This is a genomic window from Lederbergia galactosidilytica (assembly GCF_017873565.1).
GTDB classification, from domain to species: Bacteria; Bacillota; Bacilli; order Bacillales; family Bacillaceae_C; genus Lederbergia; species Lederbergia galactosidilytica.
Genome location: NZ_JAGGKH010000002.1, coordinates 297401 through 316381, shown reverse-complemented (window position 1 = coordinate 316381; position 18981 = coordinate 297401). Strand labels below are relative to the sequence as shown.

At 35.3% G+C, this 18981-nt stretch carries 21 protein-coding genes; 17 read left to right on the top strand and 4 right to left on the bottom strand.

Features of this window, described 5'->3' with window-relative positions; translation table 11 throughout:
- The first annotated feature begins 10 nt into the window (after positions 1–10).
- The 7 genes from J2Z23_RS03390 (at position 11) to coaD (ending at position 4881) form a co-directional block, all read left to right on the top strand.
- Entirely contained in the window at positions 11–250 is a 240-nt protein-coding gene (locus J2Z23_RS03390) for a YlbE-like family protein (protein ID WP_057985784.1), read from the top strand.
- A gap of 60 nt (positions 251–310) precedes the next feature.
- A complete protein-coding gene (locus J2Z23_RS03385) occupies positions 311–685 on the top strand; it encodes a hypothetical protein (RefSeq protein ID WP_057985786.1) in 375 nt (124 codons plus the stop codon).
- A 108-nt stretch (positions 686–793) separates the two neighbouring features.
- Complete coding sequence (locus tag J2Z23_RS03380) at positions 794–1240, top strand: YlbF/YmcA family competence regulator (protein ID WP_057985788.1); 447 nt, start codon at positions 794–796, stop codon at positions 1238–1240.
- 143 nt (positions 1241–1383) lie between these two features.
- Positions 1384–1659 carry a YlbG family protein gene (locus J2Z23_RS03375; protein WP_057985790.1) on the top strand — a complete coding sequence of 92 codons (276 nt, stop codon included), beginning with the start codon at positions 1384–1386 and terminating at the stop codon, positions 1657–1659.
- Positions 1660–1803: 144 nt separating this feature from the next.
- Positions 1804–3198 carry a hypothetical protein gene (locus J2Z23_RS03370; protein WP_209973188.1) on the top strand — a complete coding sequence of 465 codons (1395 nt, stop codon included), beginning with the start codon at positions 1804–1806 and terminating at the stop codon, positions 3196–3198.
- A gap of 438 nt (positions 3199–3636) precedes the next feature.
- Positions 3637–4185 (top strand): 16S rRNA (guanine(966)-N(2))-methyltransferase RsmD, encoded by a 549-nt coding sequence (gene rsmD / locus J2Z23_RS03365; RefSeq protein ID WP_057985795.1) that lies wholly within the window; start codon positions 3637–3639, stop codon positions 4183–4185.
- Between the two features lie 213 nt (positions 4186–4398).
- Positions 4399–4881 carry a pantetheine-phosphate adenylyltransferase gene (coaD, locus tag J2Z23_RS03360; RefSeq protein ID WP_057985797.1) on the top strand — a complete coding sequence of 161 codons (483 nt, stop codon included), beginning with the start codon at positions 4399–4401 and terminating at the stop codon, positions 4879–4881.
- Between the two features lie 106 nt (positions 4882–4987).
- Here the strand turns inward: coaD and ylbJ are convergent, their stop codons facing one another.
- Entirely contained in the window at positions 4988–6199 is a 1212-nt protein-coding gene (ylbJ, locus tag J2Z23_RS03355; RefSeq protein ID WP_238456250.1) for a sporulation integral membrane protein YlbJ, read from the bottom strand.
- Between the two features lie 114 nt (positions 6200–6313).
- On the opposite strand from ylbJ, the gene J2Z23_RS03350 reads away from it, so the two are divergent.
- Entirely contained in the window at positions 6314–7081 is a 768-nt protein-coding gene (locus J2Z23_RS03350) for a patatin-like phospholipase family protein (protein WP_209973186.1), read from the top strand.
- 347 nt (positions 7082–7428) lie between these two features.
- Here the strand turns inward: J2Z23_RS03350 and J2Z23_RS03345 are convergent, their stop codons facing one another.
- A complete protein-coding gene (locus J2Z23_RS03345) occupies positions 7429–8637 on the bottom strand; it encodes a nucleotidyltransferase (RefSeq protein WP_064468978.1) in 1209 nt (402 codons plus the stop codon).
- 236 nt (positions 8638–8873) lie between these two features.
- On the opposite strand from J2Z23_RS03345, the gene J2Z23_RS03340 reads away from it, so the two are divergent.
- From J2Z23_RS03340 to J2Z23_RS03330, 3 genes are all read left to right on the top strand, one after another.
- Positions 8874–9413 (top strand): YceD family protein, encoded by a 540-nt coding sequence (locus J2Z23_RS03340; RefSeq protein WP_064468977.1) that lies wholly within the window; start codon positions 8874–8876, stop codon positions 9411–9413.
- 88 nt (positions 9414–9501) lie between these two features.
- Positions 9502–9675, top strand: a complete 174-nt coding sequence (gene rpmF / locus J2Z23_RS03335) for a 50S ribosomal protein L32 (RefSeq protein WP_057985803.1) — start codon at positions 9502–9504, stop codon at positions 9673–9675.
- Positions 9676–9959: 284 nt separating this feature from the next.
- Entirely contained in the window at positions 9960–10535 is a 576-nt protein-coding gene (locus J2Z23_RS03330) for an RsfA family transcriptional regulator (RefSeq protein WP_057985805.1), read from the top strand.
- A gap of 51 nt (positions 10536–10586) precedes the next feature.
- On the opposite strand, the gene J2Z23_RS03325 is transcribed toward J2Z23_RS03330, so the two are convergent.
- Both J2Z23_RS03325 and J2Z23_RS03320 read right to left on the bottom strand, forming a co-directional pair.
- Positions 10587–11027 carry a DUF4064 domain-containing protein gene (locus J2Z23_RS03325; protein WP_057985808.1) on the bottom strand — a complete coding sequence of 147 codons (441 nt, stop codon included), beginning with the start codon at positions 11025–11027 and terminating at the stop codon, positions 10587–10589.
- Between the two features lie 72 nt (positions 11028–11099).
- Positions 11100–11546, bottom strand: a complete 447-nt coding sequence (locus J2Z23_RS03320; RefSeq protein ID WP_318249177.1) for an N-acetyltransferase — start codon at positions 11544–11546, stop codon at positions 11100–11102.
- Positions 11547–11716: 170 nt separating this feature from the next.
- Between J2Z23_RS03320 and J2Z23_RS03315 the strand changes: the two genes are divergently transcribed.
- The 6 genes from J2Z23_RS03315 (at position 11717) to J2Z23_RS03290 (ending at position 18782) form a co-directional block, all read left to right on the top strand.
- Positions 11717–12607 (top strand): 2-dehydropantoate 2-reductase, encoded by an 891-nt coding sequence (locus tag J2Z23_RS03315; RefSeq protein WP_057985810.1) that lies wholly within the window; start codon positions 11717–11719, stop codon positions 12605–12607.
- Between the two features lie 118 nt (positions 12608–12725).
- Positions 12726–14354 (top strand): bacillithiol biosynthesis cysteine-adding enzyme BshC, encoded by a 1629-nt coding sequence (gene bshC / locus J2Z23_RS03310; RefSeq protein ID WP_057985812.1) that lies wholly within the window; start codon positions 12726–12728, stop codon positions 14352–14354.
- 236 nt (positions 14355–14590) lie between these two features.
- The gene (gene mraZ / locus J2Z23_RS03305; protein ID WP_057985814.1) at positions 14591–15022 is read left to right on the top strand and encodes a division/cell wall cluster transcriptional repressor MraZ; all 432 of its coding nucleotides are present in this window, start codon (positions 14591–14593) and stop codon (positions 15020–15022) included.
- Positions 15023–15190: 168 nt separating this feature from the next.
- Positions 15191–16123, top strand: coding sequence for a 16S rRNA (cytosine(1402)-N(4))-methyltransferase RsmH (rsmH, locus tag J2Z23_RS03300; protein ID WP_057985816.1), 933 nt, complete (start codon positions 15191–15193; stop codon positions 16121–16123).
- 137 nt (positions 16124–16260) lie between these two features.
- Positions 16261–16614 carry a cell division protein FtsL gene (gene ftsL, locus J2Z23_RS03295; RefSeq protein WP_057985817.1) on the top strand — a complete coding sequence of 118 codons (354 nt, stop codon included), beginning with the start codon at positions 16261–16263 and terminating at the stop codon, positions 16612–16614.
- The gene (locus tag J2Z23_RS03290; RefSeq protein WP_057985820.1) at positions 16611–18782 is read left to right on the top strand and encodes a penicillin-binding protein; all 2172 of its coding nucleotides are present in this window, start codon (positions 16611–16613) and stop codon (positions 18780–18782) included. Before ftsL ends, J2Z23_RS03290 begins: the two co-directional genes overlap by 4 nt.
- Positions 18783–18981: the final 199 nt, after the last annotated feature.

The window sequence follows — 18981 nt, the reverse complement described above, 5'->3', positions numbered from 1 at the left end:
GGTTGAAATGATGCGTCAAGAAGTCATGCAGTATATTTATACTAAGCAGGAATTAAAACAGTTTCTACGGGAACAACCACAGTGGTATCGAAAATTATCACGAGAACCTGAACTACTTGAACAATTTGAAATTGCCTCCCTACACTATTTTAAAAAGACGATCCCTCATCGTGTTGAAAGATTCTCAAATAATATGCAAATGGCCTCCATGATGATGAATATGTTTCAGGCATTAAACGCTTCAAAGTAAATAATATTTCTTGTATGAACCTCTTCCTTTTGTGAAAACTAAAAGGAAGGAGTGATTATAATGTGGAGATTAATCTTATTAGCGATGATACCAGGCTTAATTACTGGTTGTGGTCAGAAAATACCTGAGCCCGAATCTTTTACAGTAGAGGCATCAGAGCTTGAGGAGAAGTCGGCAATCCAAGTGCAACATTTTGTTGATGGCAAGCATGTTAAAGTAGAATGTTATGTTCCCGAGGTGTCATTTAACGAAGAAGATGAAAATTCTGCAAAAATCAATGTATATATTGATGGGAAATTCTATGACCATTACGATACTGCTGCATTTATTATAAAAAACTTAGAGGCTGGATCACATAAAATGAAGGTGGAAATTGTGGGATTAAATAACCAAACCCGTCACTTATCAAAAATATTTGAAGTGAAAATTATATAAAAAAAGCTTGTTGAAAAACTAATGAAAATCGCAAATCCTTACCCAAAACACGAAGAATAGTCGCACCCATATTCAAAACATGATAAAATAACAATTGGAGGTGAGCACATGCTTGCTACAATCGAAACTGTTCAATTATTAGAAAAAGCCGAAAGCATAGGCAAACAAATTATCCATTCAGAGGTCGCTGATAAATATAGATTTTATTATAATAAATTGCAAAAAGATCCAGAGACTCAAAGGAAAATTAAATCATTTCTTGAGATGAAGGATTTATATGAGGATGTCCAAAGATTTGGTCGATACCACCCGGATTATAAAGAAATTATGGTGAAAACCCGGGAACGGAAAAGAGAAATGGATTTAGATGAAAACATCGCGAATTTCCGCAGGGTAGAAAATGAGTTACAGTCATTATTAGATGAAGTTAGTGTCATGATTGCCAGATCTGTTTCAGAGCAAATTAAAGTTCCTACAGGAAATCCATTTTTCGAGACGGGATCATCTTGTGGTGGCAGCTGTGGCTCCGGTAGTGGTTGCGGTTGTTCTGCCTAAGTTAATTAAAAGGAAATGTTTAAAGAAGTAAGGGTCAAATGGATGCACATCTCTATGTTGCAAGAACAAGCGCAAAACCTTTCTGGCCTGCTTCTAGGTCCTTTTGTCCTCCTATTTGAACACGCAGTTAAAGGGGTAGGTATATGTTAAGTGAAAGACAAGGATTGATCATTTGGTTATTTAATTTAAAGAATGTTAAAAGCTTAAGAAGATACGGCAATATTCATTATGTATCCAAAAGAATGAAATATGTAGTTATGTATACTGCCCAAGCGGAGGCAGAAGAAAAAGCGGAAAAATTAGCCTCCATGCCATTTGTTAAAAAAGTTGAATTGTCTTATAAACCTTTCTTAAAAACGGTGTATGAAAACTCTAAACCAGATAAAGCCAAGGAATATGACTATCGAATTGGTTTATAAAAGTGAATAAGCTGTTACGGAAGAAATAGAAATCCTGTTTTTTATTAGGACAAGATCTCCATACTTCTGTGACAGCTTTTTATGTTGTAAAACAGAGATGGTTTAAGCCGATATCTTTAGTAGAACAACTAAGGGGAATTAACAGTGAAAAAAAATATAATTTTGATCATTATGCTGTTTCTTTTGACGGTGAGCACTTTAATATATCAATGGAAAGCTTATTCTGTAAATGATGAAAAGGCTGTGATAGTAGCTGATGAATCAGTGTATTTAAAACATGTACAAGGACAGTTTCAAATCAAACAGGTGATAGGCCCTTTGCCAAACCAAAAATATGAGTTGCAAATCCCAGACAAATTAAAAGATGTTAAATGTGAGAATAGGAGCAATGAGAGTTGTACATTAAAAAATAGTCGTATAGAAGTAAAAGAAGAGGAAATCACTCTTACTTATACTCTTCCTGCTCCAAAACAAAAACCGAAAAGTTTTTTATTAGAAGATTGGCTTATTCATTTAGAGGGTGTCGATATTCAAGCGCATAAGATTCAACTAAGCGAATTTAATTGGAAAAAGGGAAGTTGGGTTGGGAATACTAAAGAAACAACGATGAAAGAAATGGAACTCTTAGATTATTACTATTTAGAAGGGATAGAGGATGAGGTGGTTTTATACTGGCAACAGAAACCTTTGGATATCATTCATAATCATGAAGATATAGTCCTATATTCCTCTAAGGAAAATAAACCAGCGAAAAATATTAACTATATTCCTTTTAGTCAAGAACCCTTATATTTGATTCTTACTGATCAACATAAAGCAATCAAGAATGGACGATTATGGATTATGCGACCTGAAGATAATATGCAAGATCTTCAGAGGCAATTGGTGATGATGGATATACAGAATGTTTTTACATTCAAACCTGCAGAGGAATGGCTATCCGAAGTTATAGCAGCTTTGGTAATAAATGTGCCACCGAAGAGTGCTAAAGCGAAAAAGATGTATGGGGAGCTTGACCGTTCTCTTTCCGAAGAACAAATGAAAGAATGGCATCAACAGCTTCATTCTTTTGATCAAAAACAATTGGAAAGTAAAGATCTTGATTTGATGTTGAGTGATATTTTAGGAGGGAAGATTCGCTTTTTTACTGATAATAAAGTTAAAGAGAATCCCTTTTCACCTTTAATAATTTATGATTCTAGGAAGGTGTTTTTAAATGGAAAGGATATTGGAGAAATAAATGTTTTACATAAAAATGATAAATGGTTAATTGAAGCTGTACCCTTGCTTAAGGCTTTGAATTATCAAGTGGCGTTAACAGATCGCCAGAATGTTCAAGCTGATAAAGGGAAAATACATTATCGGTTTTATCCTGATAAAAGATATTTTGATTTAAATGATCAGCGTTATGGCATCGGTGAGGCACCTGTAACGTTTGCTCAAGAAACTATAATGATGGAGATGGCGATTATTCCCACATTATTTAATATCGAGATTGTTCAAGATACAACTACGATTCAAATAAAAGAAAAAAAATAACCCTGCATTTCTGCAGGGTCCTTCCATTGCCGTCTAAACGGTTTAGAAGGCAAAAGGGAGAGGAGAAACCGGAGGAAGAACTTAAGGGGAATGTAAGTCTTCTCCGCGGTTGGCAACAGCATCATTCATTTTGATGCCGTTAAGAATATTATTGCCTATAAATAAAGGAAGTATACTAATTCAAATAAGAAACTTCAGCAGATAAAAAGCTTATGGTCGAAATATATATTTTATTTGTATAGGTAATTTAGAATGTGGTAGGATAAGGTGAACTTTAATAAGAATATTTGTCGATTATTCTTTCCTTCTAGTTATAAAAAACAAGAACTATCGATGTGGGATTTTACCATTTGTAAATTAAAATGAACTATGACTCGCTATAATAGAGCGAGCGGCACTAATCTGGAATCATAACAACTTATAAAATTTGGTGACGGTATGAGAGTAATTTCTGGAAATTTAAAAGGAAGACCATTAAAAGCTGTGCCAGGAAATGGTACAAGACCAACAACAGATAAGATTAAGGAGACACTTTTTAATATAATTGGCCCTTATTTTTCAGGAGGTATAGCCCTCGATTTATTCGCTGGTAGTGGTGCATTAGGAATTGAAGGCTTAAGCCGTGGGATGGAAAAAGTTATTATGATTGATAAAGATCGACAAGCGATTCAAACAATCAAAAATAACGTTCAATCTTGCGAATTGGATAATCAAGTGGAAATCTATAGAAATGATGCTGAACGGGCTTTAAAAGCATTAATAAAGAGGGATATCCATTTCGATTATATTTTCCTTGATCCGCCTTATCATCGCCAAAAATTAGAAGTGATATTACATACGATTGAAAAAAGTAATCTTCTTAAACAGCAGGGAATGATTATAGTTGAACATGATTCTGATCTTTCACTTCCAAAAAGTATTGGAGGATTAGTGTGTGATAGAAAAGATCAGTTTGGAATTACGGCTTTATCCATTTATCGTCTATAACTGGCTATTCAATGATGGAGGATAGCTACCAAGTATGCTACAAGGTAGATGTTACTCATTCCCATCCATCAACTCGTATAACCTGTAGTTCCAAAGCTCGGTGAGGCGATAATTCTAGTATATATAACGCCGATACATATAGGAGTAAGAAACAAACCATTTTACCAGATCATTTTACACATTCTAAATTAGAAAAGTAACAAGGGGGACATCATGAAAAGTATTGCAGTTTGTCCAGGGAGCTTTGATCCTGTCACAATGGGACATGTGGATATTATCCAAAGAGGGGCAAAAGTTTTTGAGGAAGTACGAGTTGTGATTTTAAACAATTCTTCGAAAAAACCTTTATTTTCAGTAGAAGAAAGGTTGGAACTTTTAAAAGCAGTAACAAAAGATTTTGATAATGTGATTGTCGATACATATGACGGCTTGCTTATTGATTATGCAAAGAAAGTGAATGCAAAGGCTATTATTCGCGGACTAAGGGCTGTTTCAGATTTTGAGTATGAAATGCAAATTACATCTATGAATAGAGTCTTGAACGAACAAATTGAAACATTTTTTATTATGACAAACAATCAATATTCCTTTTTAAGTTCAAGTATTGTAAAAGAAGTTGCCAAATATAAAGGAAACATATCAGAACTAGTGCCTAGTGAAGTAGAAAAGGCATTGGAGCTAAAATTTAGTGAATGAATTATAGAAAAGCTGTATTTATCCATTGAAACTATTATCAGCGGATAAATACAGCTTTTTTCGCAATCAATTTAAGGAATGGTAAGAATCATCTATTGTATATTTACTAACTGACTTGGTTGTTGCTCATCTTTCTTATATAGAAGAATAGATAAAATACAAGGGAGATAATCGTTAATAATGGACCAAACTTACTGAACACGACCAAGATGGTTTCCCACCAATGATCATATTCTTGAAGGAAAACAGGAACAATGGTGTTCGTTGTTTGTATATGAAAGTAGTTGGAAAGAGGTTCCCAAAGTACAACTGTAAATATACTTGCAAGGATTCCATGCAATACACGAGCAAAGAAAAACGGCTTATAAGCAATATCTGTCGTTGCTAATATACTAGCCACTTGAGCATGTACACTAAAACCACTAAAACCGAGAATAAAACTAACGATTATCGCTTGTTGTAATAAAACTGAACTTTGGACTTCGCTAGCCATTTGACTCCCCAATGTAATTTCAAAAATTCCTGCAACTAAAGAATTGCCAAATTCTTTTGGGAGCTGCAAAATTGGCAAAATGTAGTCAAGTAAAGATGCGATCGCTGGAGTAAAATGAAGGTGAAATAATAATTTATTGATTACAGAAAAAAGAATAATAAAACCGCCAATCATAAGGAGAGTATGAATGGATGACATGACGGCATCTCCTAGCAGTTTACCAAGTGGTTTGTGATTTTGAATTCTAGTTTGATGTAAGGATGATAAAGCTTCAGAAATATTGAATAGTGCTTTCTTCTCTTTATGTTTTTTAAGCTTTTTTTCTTTTACACCATAGAATCGCATAATAAAACCAACAAAAAAATTTCCTAAATAATGTGCGGCTGCTAGCAAAAAACCTAAACGAGGATTATGGAAAAAACCTACTGAAACTGCACCAAAGATGAATAATGGGCTAGATGAATTTGTGAAGGAGACTAACCTCTGTGCTTCAATCTTAGTCAATTGATTTTCTTGCCTTAGTCTAGCAGTTAATTTAGCTCCGGCGGGAAAACCAGTGGCCATACCCATAGCCCAAGCGAATCCACCAACTCCAGGAACACGAAAAAAAGGTCTCATAAACGGCTCAAGTAGAACCCCTAAAAATTTAACCACTCCAAAACCAATTAACAGTTCAGAAATGACAAAAAAGGGGAAGAGAGATGGAAAAACAATTTCCCACCACATTTTTAATCCACGTATGGATGCTTCTAATGAGTCTTCTGGTAAAGCGATCATGGATATAGCCATTAACGTCACTAATGTTGCCAATACTAATGTTTTCATTTTTGATAAAGTAAACCTAGCCAATACTGTATACCCCCTGTCCAACATCCACATATTCAATATACTCATAAAAACCGTATTTAGACCATAAGATGTTCCAGGAGGCGATCTGGGATGCCGAAAATTGGCTTAGCACTGGGGTCTGGAGGGGCAAGAGGTTTTGCTCATTTAGGAGTATTAAAAATCTTACAGGAACATTCTATCCCGATTGATGTTATCGCTGGAAGTAGCATGGGCGCCCTAGTCGGTTGTTTTTTCGCCTTTGGACATAATCTGGAACAATTAATTAGGCTTTCCATCGCTTTTCAAAGAAATCATTATCTGGATTTTACTATTCCCAAAATGGGATTTATAGAAGGGAAGCGGATTGAAAACCTGATTAATTTATTCATGCATGGAAAAAATCTTGAGGAGTTGAAAATTCCTGTTAAAGTCATGACAACAGATTTACAAACAGGGGAAAAAGTAGAATTTAGTAAGGGAAATATCGCGCGTATTGTGCGTGCAAGTATTGCCATCCCCGGGATATTTACCCCTGTCAAAATCAACGGCAGATTGCTTGTAGATGGTGGAGTAGTGGATAAAATTCCGATTTCCACTGTGAGAAAAATGGGAGCTGATATTGTATTAGCTTCGGATGTTGCTATAGTGAACAAAAAAGCGGAAATTACAACTGTTTATGATGTGATTATGCAAAGTCTTGATATAATGCAAACCGAAATCGGAACTGTCAAAGAAAGTGAATCCGATTTAATGCTTCGTCCACATGTAGAAGAATTTAGTGCAAGATCGTTCAAAAATATTAAAGATATCATCAAAAGAGGAGAAGAAGAAACACTAAGACAATTACCAAAGATTAAACAGCTTATACAGGAACACTAAAATGCAGAAGATGTTTGTGTTTAAGCAAGATTCTCGAATTCGTCATGTCGTTTTGATTCCGCTGCAAGTCAAAAGAAATGAATATCTGACCTAGGTATTCATGGTTAAGTGCAGGATTTAATTAGGAGTCTTTCCAGCAATTACTGAACAATGGTGAAAGACACGGGTGAAGCCGAACAGATAGCAAAAGCAAACTATCCAACCGCTTCCCCCTTAAAAACGAAGGTGGCAGAAGAAATAATGCTAATAGAACTTCTTTACCTCTAGTAATGCTGATTATCGCTCTAATCCCTTGGAGCAATTTGTCTCATGGGCTAGGACATTAATTAGGGCCAATAAGAAAGTCATCACATCATAATAGGTGGTTGCCTATAATCAAGATCAAGCATTTTTGACCGGTAAGGTTCTGCTAGACCATGCGCATAAATATGTGTAGCCTTTATGTCAAGGGCAAGCATTTGATTTTGTTGGGCTGAGACTTTAGAAATTAAAGGGATTTCTAAATCTTTTTTGATTGCACTTAAATATTTTTGTCCACTTTGACTCATTCCCAGTAAGCGAACATATTGTGGCTCGTTGCCAAAAGAACGAATGGTTTCTTTATGTACATTAAGAAGAATGTGTGTTAAGGTTCGTTGCAGCCTTGTCCAAGTATATCTTTTTGTTTTAATGGTTTTCATAAAGCTTTGAAAATCTTTGGAACTTTGTGCAGCTCGGATCAGTCGATTTTCAAGCCCTTCCTCCACCTCATAAATTACTTTTAGTTCTGAACTACTTTTGGATAATAGCTGATACTGTAAATAGTCCCAATAATTTTCCCAGGAATGAAGTTGTCCAAAATTAGCAAAATAGCTTTGTAATTCAGATAGGCTAGTCTTCGGAATATATTCATGAATCACATCAGTGATGCCTGTTTGATATAATTGATTTCTAATGGAAGTGGCACTTGCTATATTCGTTTCATTAAATGAGAGATCATGATACCCAGCGTTTTTTCTTTTTACTGTAATAAATTGTAACTGAGGATTGATTTTAGCAGCTGCATCCATATAGTGAAACCCGAGAATATTATTTGGTTTTGATAAATCAATCCATTCATTATTTGGACGTAAAGTTTTATAGGCTTTTGATAAAGCAGAAGGATAACTCATTCCCGTTTTAACAAATTCTTTAATATATTTTTCGTATTGAAACTGATGTTTTTTTATAAAGCTGACTGAGTCTTGGAAATCCTTAATCTCACCTGATTCACTTCCAAAACAAATATAACGGCAATTTAATGCATTAAGTAAATGAACAGCGCCATATGCAAAAATTTCCGCTTTTTGTACTGAAAAAGCAAAGGGTAACTCAATGACAAGGTCAATACCAGCAGCTAATGCCATTTTAGTTCTAGACCACTTTGAAACAAGCGCAGGCTCTCCCCTCTGTAAGAAATTTCCACTCATAACACATATAGCGATATCCGCTCTTGCTTCTTCTTTAGCTTTTTGCAATTGATATAAATGACCATTATGGAATGGATTATATTCCACTACAATTCCTACTGTTTTCATGATTATTCCTCCTGAACGATAACTTTCTATTATGATACTAAAGGTTGGAAAAAAATAAAAATTGGCTTACTTTTTGCCGAGATCAACATAATGAAATTATTGTAAACAACTTACTTAAAAAGACTTTTTTATTAAGAAGTGGGTAAGATAATAAGAAGAATGAAAAAGTAACTACATATATTGACAAACGAGAACCTGAAAGCTATAATTACTTTTGTTGCCAAGAGGTGATAAACATGAAATGGACAGTTTCTCAGTTACAAAAACTACGAGATAGTGAAGTTGTAATTGACCGGAAAATTGATATTACAAAGGATCTTATGGCTAGAAACTCAGAAATTAGGAACGCCTCCCCGATCGAGATAAAGGGGAAGATTAAGGTAGATTCTGAAAGAGTGACTTTCCATCTTCAACTCAAAGGTACTTTAATTTTACCTTGTGCTCGTACATTAGTCGATACGGAATATCCAATTGATATTTTTTCAACAGAAGTTTATTCACTTAGTATGAATCAAATTTTAAGTGATGATGTTGATGATATTGTACATGAACCCGAAAATGGAGTAGTGGATTTGCTTCCTGTTATTGAGGAGTTAATCCTTGTAGATATTCCGATGCAGGTCTTTTCTCAAGAAGCATTAGACAAGGATGCACAATCGGGAAAAGGTTGGAACGTCATGACAGAAGATCAATTTGAAGCAGAAAAAGAGAAGGATAAAAAAGTAGATCCTCGTCTCGCTGGTCTTGCTACCTTGCTAGAAAACGAAGAGGAATGATACTTTTGATATAGTTCAAGGCGCTTGCGTTGTTTACTGTCGCCGATAGGTCGGCGCCTTGCACATTTCTTATAAGGAGGTGGGAATTATGGCTGTACCAGCTAGAAGAACGTCAAAGACTGTAAAAAGAAAACGCCGGACTCATTTTAAATTAGAAGTCCCAGGCATGGTTGATTGCCCGAACTGCGGAGAGAAGAAACTTGCTCATCGTGTTTGTAAAGAATGTGGAACTTATAAAGGTACTGAAGTTGTGAGCAAATAATAACTTTAATAAAAAGTGTGAAGAGACCATGGCTCTTCACACTTTTTTATTTAGGAAAATACAATTTTGTGCTGATTATTTTCGGAGTTATCCAATTCCAAGTGCATTCTATTCGAGACTCTAAAGTAATAAGATCGTAAAATGAAAGCTTTTCTTTTCACTCAAATTGCTGCCACAGCTTTATTTCCTTATCTTAATCTTGTTGTCTTTTCTTGCTTTTTTTAAGGGCTGATTCTATCTTTCAGTCTGAGGGCATATACTTACAAAAAAGTAGAGGTGATGAAATGACAACTTCACGTCAAGATGCTTGGTCGTCAGATGAGGATCTTCTCTTAGCTGAATTGGTGTTATCTCATATACGTGAGGCAAGTACACAATTGAAGGCTTTCGAAGAGGCTGGCAAACAATTGAAAAGAACCGCAGCTGCGTGTGGGTTTCGCTGGAATTCTAATATTAGAAAACAATATAAAGAGGAAATTAGTCAGGCGAAAAAGGCAAGAAAAAATTTAAAGTTGGTCGAGGATTCAACAAGTACTACAGATTTGCAGAAGATGGAGGAAAGCCCGTTAAAGCAACAGCCTTCTTCAATATTGGCTAATGCAACTTCTCTTCTTAATGAAATTGAAAAAGAATTAGCTGAATTAGATTACTATAAATCAGAAAATATGCGTTTAAAGAATGAAGTAAGAAATTTACAGGCCCTTCATCTAACAGCAAATGAAAAAGTAAAAGAGGCGGATGAAAAGTATCATCAATTAAAAAAAGATTATCACTCTTTAATGTATCTTTTAGATAAAGCTAGAAAAATAGCAGATGAATTCACAGAAGAAGCAACTAGTAAACAGGAAAGTTTAAAATAAGAAAAGGAGCCGAATGTATGTATCGGCTCCTTTTTTTCAGTCAATAGATTTTTATAATGTTTGCGACTGGATTGGTTCCTCAGGTGGGGCTTTACGGACAAAGCACATAATTCCAGCGATGAGTAAAAGTAATGCTGGAAGAAAAGCTACTCCGAGTGAAATAATGCCCATCAAGACAGCACCGATTATATTCATCCAGCCAGCCACTTTTGGCTTTTTATTACCAACTATATTAACGATCGCAATAATTCCAAGGATCAATCCAATAATCGTAGCGATAATAATAGCCCATCCCGCTCCAGAGAAAATACTTAATATTCCATCCATATCTTCCATTGTTAATGTTGGATCATCGGCAATAGTTGGATCATTAGCAACCTCACTTCTGACTGCATCTGACCCCATAAATAGGAAGAACATCCCAATTAAACTGGTAAATGCACTTAATACGACCCCAATAACCCCTAATGTAATTTCGCCTGTTCTTTTCAAAAGAAATACCTCCTAATAATAAATGCTTGCATGCTAATATACGATCATCATTTAAAATAGTTTCATATATTGTTAAAATGATTGGGAAGTTACTCCACTTGGATACCAAACTAATGGTTCTTCGCCCCGGTCACGTTCAATCTCATAATGGATTGGTTCAAAACCCATCCTTTCGAAGAAGGCTCGAGAATTCATTCGCGGATTTGTTTTAATCGGAATATTATAGCTTTTTGCATATTCTATAAGTGCTTTGCCATATCCATTTTTCTGATATCCAGGTAACACTTCCAGTTTCCACAATTCTAGATAGTCCTGCGGTGGATTAAAATATTGATCATATTTAGCAGAGTTTTGATATAAACTCATCCTGGCAATTAGTTTATCACCAAAATAGATCCCGTAGAATGGGGAATAAGTATTATCTTCAATCATATTAGTTTGAAGATCATCGATCATGGATAGCTCCTGTATGCCAAACTCTTTAAATTTCTTAAATTCATCAAGCGTTTTGTAATTAATTTTAAGCTATTTGACAATTTGGGGCATATGCAAACCTCCTTATCTCCATTATATATATCTGATATATGCATTTTATTTAGGAATATTATAATATAAACTTAATAAAAAATCAGTTTATTTTAATGGATTCTAACTTTAGCACTAACGAATATAAAAATGCAGGTGATCATATGAAAATAGGGATTATTGGTGGGGGCGCAGTAGGTCTTTTATTTAGTACTTACTTAAGTTTACAACATAAAGTTATTTTGCTTACTAGAACGCAAGCACAAGCGAGTGTAATTAATGAAAAAGGGATTTTGTTATCGAACTCTAACAGAAATATTAAATATGATGTAACTGCTTATTCTAAATTTGAGAAATTAGAAAAGCAGGATTTAATAATTATTGCAGTTAAACAATATGATCTCGCATCTTTAATGAAGCAGCTAATGATCTTGCCTGCTGATACTCCGCTGCTGTTTATTCAAAATGGTATCGGGCATATAAAATTTTTAGAAACATTACCGCAAGAAACAATCTATGTGGGCACCGTTGAACATGGGGTGAAAAAAACAGAGGAAAATCAGATTCACCATACCGGTTTAGGCATAACGAATATCGCGCTATTCCGTGGGGTTAGAGAAAAATTCACTTGTTTTCCAATTGGCATAGCTGATGTATTTCCATTTCGTTTTCACGAGAATTATAAGGAAATGCTTTTTGAAAAGTTAATCGCCAACAGTGTGATTAACCCTTTAACGGCTATATTTAAAGTGAAAAATGGAAAACTTATCGAGAACCTTCATTATTATAAGGTTTTGAAACAGCTGCATACTGAGGTAGCTTCAGTATTCCCTGAAATAAATCCAAAGCATTCATTAGAGAAAATGATCCAGATTTGTCAAAGTACAAAAGAAAATCATTCCTCTATGCTTAGTGATATAATGCATGGTAGAAAAACGGAAGTTGATGCGATCCTGGGAGCTGTATTGGAACATGCTAAAGAAATGGGGCAGGCATTACCTGTTACAACCATGATATTTGAAGCGATTAAAGGAATGGAGAAAGAATCCATTTGAAGATATCTAGGAAAACATGAATATTTTAAACGGATAAGAGGACAATTTAATATCAATTTATTCATCATTTTGCTATACTTTTATCTACCTTTATCAATGCAGGAAAGGAAGTCATTTAATGGAAATTGAAAGCATCGTCATTCCAGCAACGAACGACTTTGCTTCTCTTTATATGGAACAAAAAGAACCAGTAAAAGGTTTTTTTCATTATGATATAACAGAGAACGGGGTTTATGAAAAACGGTATAAAGATTTAATGAAAAGGGAGTTTAACCGAAAAGGGCTTGCTACTTGTATCAAGAACTATATGGAGCGCTTCCCTATGTCAAATGCAACTAAGAAGTCGCTTGAAAAATTACAAAACGACAATTCAACAGTTGTTATCGGTGGGCAACAAGCGGGATTATTAACAGGACCACTTTATACCATACATAAAGTTATTTCGATAATTAAGTTAGCCGAACAACAAGAAAAAAAATTAGGAACTCCTGTTATTCCCGTATTTTGGATTGCTGGGGAAGATCATGATTTTTTAGAGATAAATCATGTATATACTGAAGCTGGACATATGATGAAGAAAGTTAATTATCCGGAACAAAATGGTTTAAAGCAAATGGCTTCAGATATCGTATATAATAAAGAAGAAATGCAAAAGTGGCTGGAAACCATTTTTATGCATTTAGGAGAACGAAAATATACGAAAGAAGTATTCTCTTCCGTGCTGGAAGCAAGTAATCGCAGTGAAACGATAACAGACTTTTTTACAATGATTATCATGTCGTTATTTAAAGATTATGGATTATTGGTAATTGATGCAGCAGATTCACAATTAAGGGAATTGGAAAAACCGTTTTTTTCAAAGGTGATTGATCAAGCATCCGAAATTACAGAGAAGGTCATAGACCAGCAAGAGCTTATTCAACATTATGGATTTAATCGCATGCTCGAGATTCAGCCACAATCAGCCAATTTATTTCTCTATGAAGAAAAAGATCGATTGTTATTAGATTATGATGCGGATTTAGATCGATTTAAGGTTGAAAAAATAAATTGGCAAATGGATCGTCAAGAACTATCTGCAAAGCTTAAAGAGACTCCAGAGCTTTTTAGTAATAATGTTGTTACAAGACCATTGATGCAAGAGTCTCTATTTCCATCCCTTGCATTTATTGCTGGTCCGGGGGAAATTGCTTATTGGGGTGAATTGAAACAAGCGTTTGAATTATGGGATATGAAAATGCCCCCTCTTGTACCGAGAATAAATATTACATTTATCGAATCAAATATTGAACGAGATTTAGCTGGATTGCAATTATCAATAGAAAACGTCTTGAAAAATGGAGTAGAGAAGCACCAAATAGACTATCTTGATTCAGTAACAGATCATCATATAGAAACGGTGCTGGATGAGATAAATCAGTATCTAGAGGAACGCTACCAATCAATATTTGAAAGGCTTCATCATACAGAACGTGGACTTTTACCGATCGCAGAAAAAAACTTAGCATTTCATACAAAACAAATCGAATTTCTGAAAAAGAAAGCAGATTGGTTTGTAAAAGAAAGATATAAAAGTGAATTAGAGAAATATGAGCGGATAGAACGATGTTTGCGTCCGAATGGCAGTCCACAAGAACGGGTATGGAATATCTTTTACTATTTAAATGATAGAGGATATCAGTTTATTCACCAACTAATGTCCCTGTCCTATGAATTCGATGGAAAACATAAGATGATAAAAATATAGTTTTTCTAAAGACCTCTTAATTAGTCGATTTTTCGATCATTAGGGGTCTTTTTTTAATTGGAAAGAAATTTAGCGCTAGCTTTAATAGTAAATAGATCGCTTCTAAATTTATCAATAAAGATTAATAAAAACAGTCAATGATGTTTAAAACAAGAATTTTTAATTGTAGAGAAAAAAAGGGTGGTGAAAAGTGGTGGGTTGTGGTAAATTAGAGATAGAAAGTGGGGGCATGTCTCATGTTCATGGGAGAATACCAACATAACATTGATACGAAAGGACGCTTAATCGTTCCAGCTAAATTTAGGGATTCTCTTGGAGATTCATTTGTTATCACAAGAGGTCTTGATCAGTGTTTATTTGGATATCCTCTTGATGAATGGCGCCAATTGGAGGAAAAGTTAAAAACCTTACCAATGACAAAGAAAGATGCACGAGCATTTACTCGGTTTTTTTTCTCAGGAGCAATTGAATGTGAGATCGATAAGCAAGGTAGAATTAACCTACCCACCACACTGATTAGCTATGCAAAATTAGAGAAAGAATGTGTAGTTTTAGGAGTTTCTAATCGTATAGAGATTTGGAATAAAGGAATTTGGGAAGAATATTTTACAGAGTCAGAAGAGTCATTTGCTGAAATTGCTGAGAATATGATTGATTTTGATATTTAAATTACTAATAGTGCGTGTTCAAAAAGGAGAAAAAAGGAACAAGTCGGCTAAAGGCGCTGACACTAGTGCATTCTGGACATCGAAAGTTCGAGGCGGCGCAGCTTTGTTCCTTACTTTTTGAACATCCTATAATACAACTAGGGGTTAGGGTTAGAATAGGGGGACATCATGTTTAAACATACGACAGTGTTATTAAATGAAGCATCAGAAGGACTGAACATTCACCCTGATGGGGTATATGTTGATTGTACTTTAGGTGGTGGTGGCCATTCCCAAAAAATCCTTTCACAGTTATCGAACAAAGGACAATTAATTGCGTTTGATCAAGACGAAACAGCCATTGCGCATGTACGAGAAACACTCTCTCATGAGAAGGATAAACTCACAATGATCCAGAGTAATTTTGTTCATCTTCAAGAGCGACTTGCAGAGCTTGGAATAGAAAAGGTTGATGGGATTCTATATGATTTGGGAGTCTCCTCGCCACAGTTAGATGATCCTGAGAGAGGATTCAGTTACCATCATGATGCACCGCTTGATATGAGAATGGACCGTAGTAGTGCTGTTTCAGCTTATGAAGTTGTAAATCAATGGTCATATGGAGATATGGTACGAATTTTTTTTCAATATGGTGAGGAAAAGTTTTCTAAGCAAATTGCTAGGAAAATTGAAGCGGCAAGAGAAAAGGGGCCGATTGAAACAACAGGGCAACTGGTTGACCTAATAAAAGAGGGAATACCTGCACCTGCGCGCAGAAAAGGAGGACACCCTGCTAAGAGGATATTTCAGGCTATTCGAATTGCTGTAAATGATGAGTTACATGCATTTGAATCTTCTCTACAACAGGCTATTGAGTTACTTCGGCCAGGTGGAAGAATTAGTGTTATTACATTTCACTCATTGGAAGATAGAATTTGTAAAACGGTCTTTAAAGAAGCAAGTGAGGGGCCACCATTACCACCAGGAATGCCAGTGATACCTCAAGGTTACGAACCGATATTGAAATTGGTTAACAGAAAACCAATTATCCCAAGTGAAACAGAGTTAGAGGCTAATAATCGCGCTAGATCAGCAAAATTAAGGATAGCTGAAAAAGTATAATACATACGGGTGCGTGCATAAAAGAGTGTTTGAGATGGCGAGGCAATTAATAAAAAAATACCGAAGATCGCTTTTGCTGGAAATTTGAAGAAACTTATATAGAAAATACAGTTTTATGGAGATGGAGGGACTTTTATTTGAGTAATTTAGCGCGGAAACAATATCAATATCAACCAGCTCAACAACCTGAAAGAGAAATTAAAAAAGTTAAACGTCATGCTAAGATCACTCCAGGAGAAAAGTTTCTTGCTTTGTTATTAGTAGCTTTTTTGGCTATTATGTCGATTCAAATTATTTCAGTTAATGCTCAAGTTTATGAAGTGAATAAAGAAGTAGAAGATGTAAAAAACGCTATTCAGGAACAAAAAACGCTGAATAGTGAACTTGAAGCACAAGTCAAGGATATGAGCAGATACGAAAGAATTAAGGAAATAGCAAAGAAAAAAGGACTTGGTCTGGACGGAAATAATGTCAAGGTTGGGGAAAAATGAGTAGTCATAAAAAGAATAGGAATATAGGAGCAGCAATATTTTTTATTATATTTAGCCTGCTCTTTTTTGCATTAATTGTTAGATTTGTGACAATCCAAACGACTGGTAAAGTTGACGGAAAGGTACTAGCTGCAGAAGCAAAAGAATTATATTTACGAGAAAGTGTTTTAAAAGCAAAACGAGGGTCTATTTTTGATCATAACGGAGAAATCATTGCGGAAGACTCAGAGTCTTATACATTGGTTGCAGTTTTAGATGAATCATTAACGACAGATAAAAAGAAACCCAGACATGTCGTTGATCCGGCTGAAACAGCAAAGCAATTAGCAGAGCATATCGATATGAAAGAAGCAGATATTTACAAAGCTTTAACGAAAAATGCTAAGCAAGTAGAATTTGGAAAAGCTGGTAAAGACCTATCCCTTAGTGTGAAAAATAAGATTGAAGATCTAAAATTGCCAGGTATTGGGTTTTTAAAAGATACAAAAAGGTTCTATCCCAATGGAGTTTTCGCTTCACATCTAATTGGTTATGCGCAAAAAGATCAAGAAAAAAACGGAACATCAAACATTGTTGGGAAAATGGGGTTAGAACAAAGTTTTAATGATTTGTTAACTGGAAAAAACGGCTCTATACAGTATGAAGGGGATGTGTGGAATTATATCTTACCGAACGCTGAAAAGCATATAAAAGAGCCTGAAAATGGCCAGGACATATATTTAACTCTTGATAAAAAAATCCAAACCTTTTTAGAAGATGCGATCAGCCAAGTAGATGAAAATTATTCTCCTGAACGAATTATGGCTGTTGTGGCAGATCCAAAGACTGGAAAAATTCTAGCTATGGGCCAAACCCCCACTTTCCATCCAGATACTCGGGAAGGCATCGAACAATCTTGGCATAATGAAGTGATTGAAACTAGCTTTGAACCAGGTTCTACAATGAAAATCTTTTCATTAGCTACAGCGATTGAAGAGGGAGTGTTTAACCCTAATGATTCTTTTCCTTCTGGAAAGTATCAAGTAGATCGTCAAACAATTATTAGAGATCACAATAGCGGTACTGGGTGGGGAACTATTTCCTATTTAGAGGGAGTGCAACGGTCTTCAAATGTAGCATTTGCTTATTTACTTGAGAAAATGGGTACAAAGGCTTGGCGTGAAGCGATGGACGAATTCAAATTTGGACAAAGAACGAATATTGGATTACCAAATGAGGCTACGGGTAAAATACTCTATCGTTATCCTGTTGAAAAAGTAACAAGTGTGTATGGACAAGGGACGACTGTTACAGCGATCCAAATGGTTCAAGCGATGACGGCGATTGCCAATGAAGGCGTAATGATGAAGCCATATGTCGTTGATAAGATCGTCAATTCTACTGATGGAACAGAAAAAGTGACAAAACCTGAAGTGGCTGGGAAGCCGATTAGTAAAGAAACTGCAAAAGAAGTGCTAGATGTGTTAGAAACGGTGGTTACTGGTGAAAATGGAACAGGGAAAATTTATAATATTGAAGGCTACCAAGTAGCGGGGAAGACAGGTACAGCCCAAATTGCTGGTCCAACAGGAAAGTATTTAGAAGGAAAAAATAATTTTATATATTCCTTTCTAGGAGTGGCACCTGTTGATAATCCTCAATTAGTTATGTATGTGATGGTTGATCGCCCTCAATTAGATGATAACGAAAATGGAAGCAAACCTGTTTCAATGATTTTTAATACGGTTATGAAGAGTAGCTTACAATATTTAAATATTAAGCCAGAAGAATTTGTAAAAGCAGAAACAATTAAGCTCCCTGATTTATCTGGAAAAAGTTTGAGTGAAGCGACGAAATGGCTGAAAGATAAGGGGTTAGAGCCTATTGTAATTGGTGAAGGGAAAGAGATTGTTCAACAATCTCCAGTCCCTGAACAGACATTGATCGTTGGTGAGAAGGTCTATCTAAAAACAAATGGCTCAACAACTATTCCTGATATGAAAGGTTGGTCAAAACGAGAAGTGATTAATCTTTCGGAAATGGCAGATATAACACTAAAAATTGAAGGCGAAGGATATGTATCGAAACAAAGCTCTAAAGCAGGAACAGTAGTGAAGCCTGGGGAAACATTAGAGATTCAATTCCAGTCTCCTCTAGAGAGGCTAAATAAGAATAAAACAACTGAATAGTTTAAAGCTTGGAGAGAGCGATCCAAATGGTTAAAGCATTGACTATTTGGACCGCTCTCTTTTTCTATTTACACGGTGTGAGTTTTGAAATCTATTTTAACTTTTTACTTTACCTGCAATTATATCTTCCGTATGTGTAGACTATGCACCTCTCTATATGTCTCATAAGGGTTCTCTTTATATTGGAATTTGGAGAACT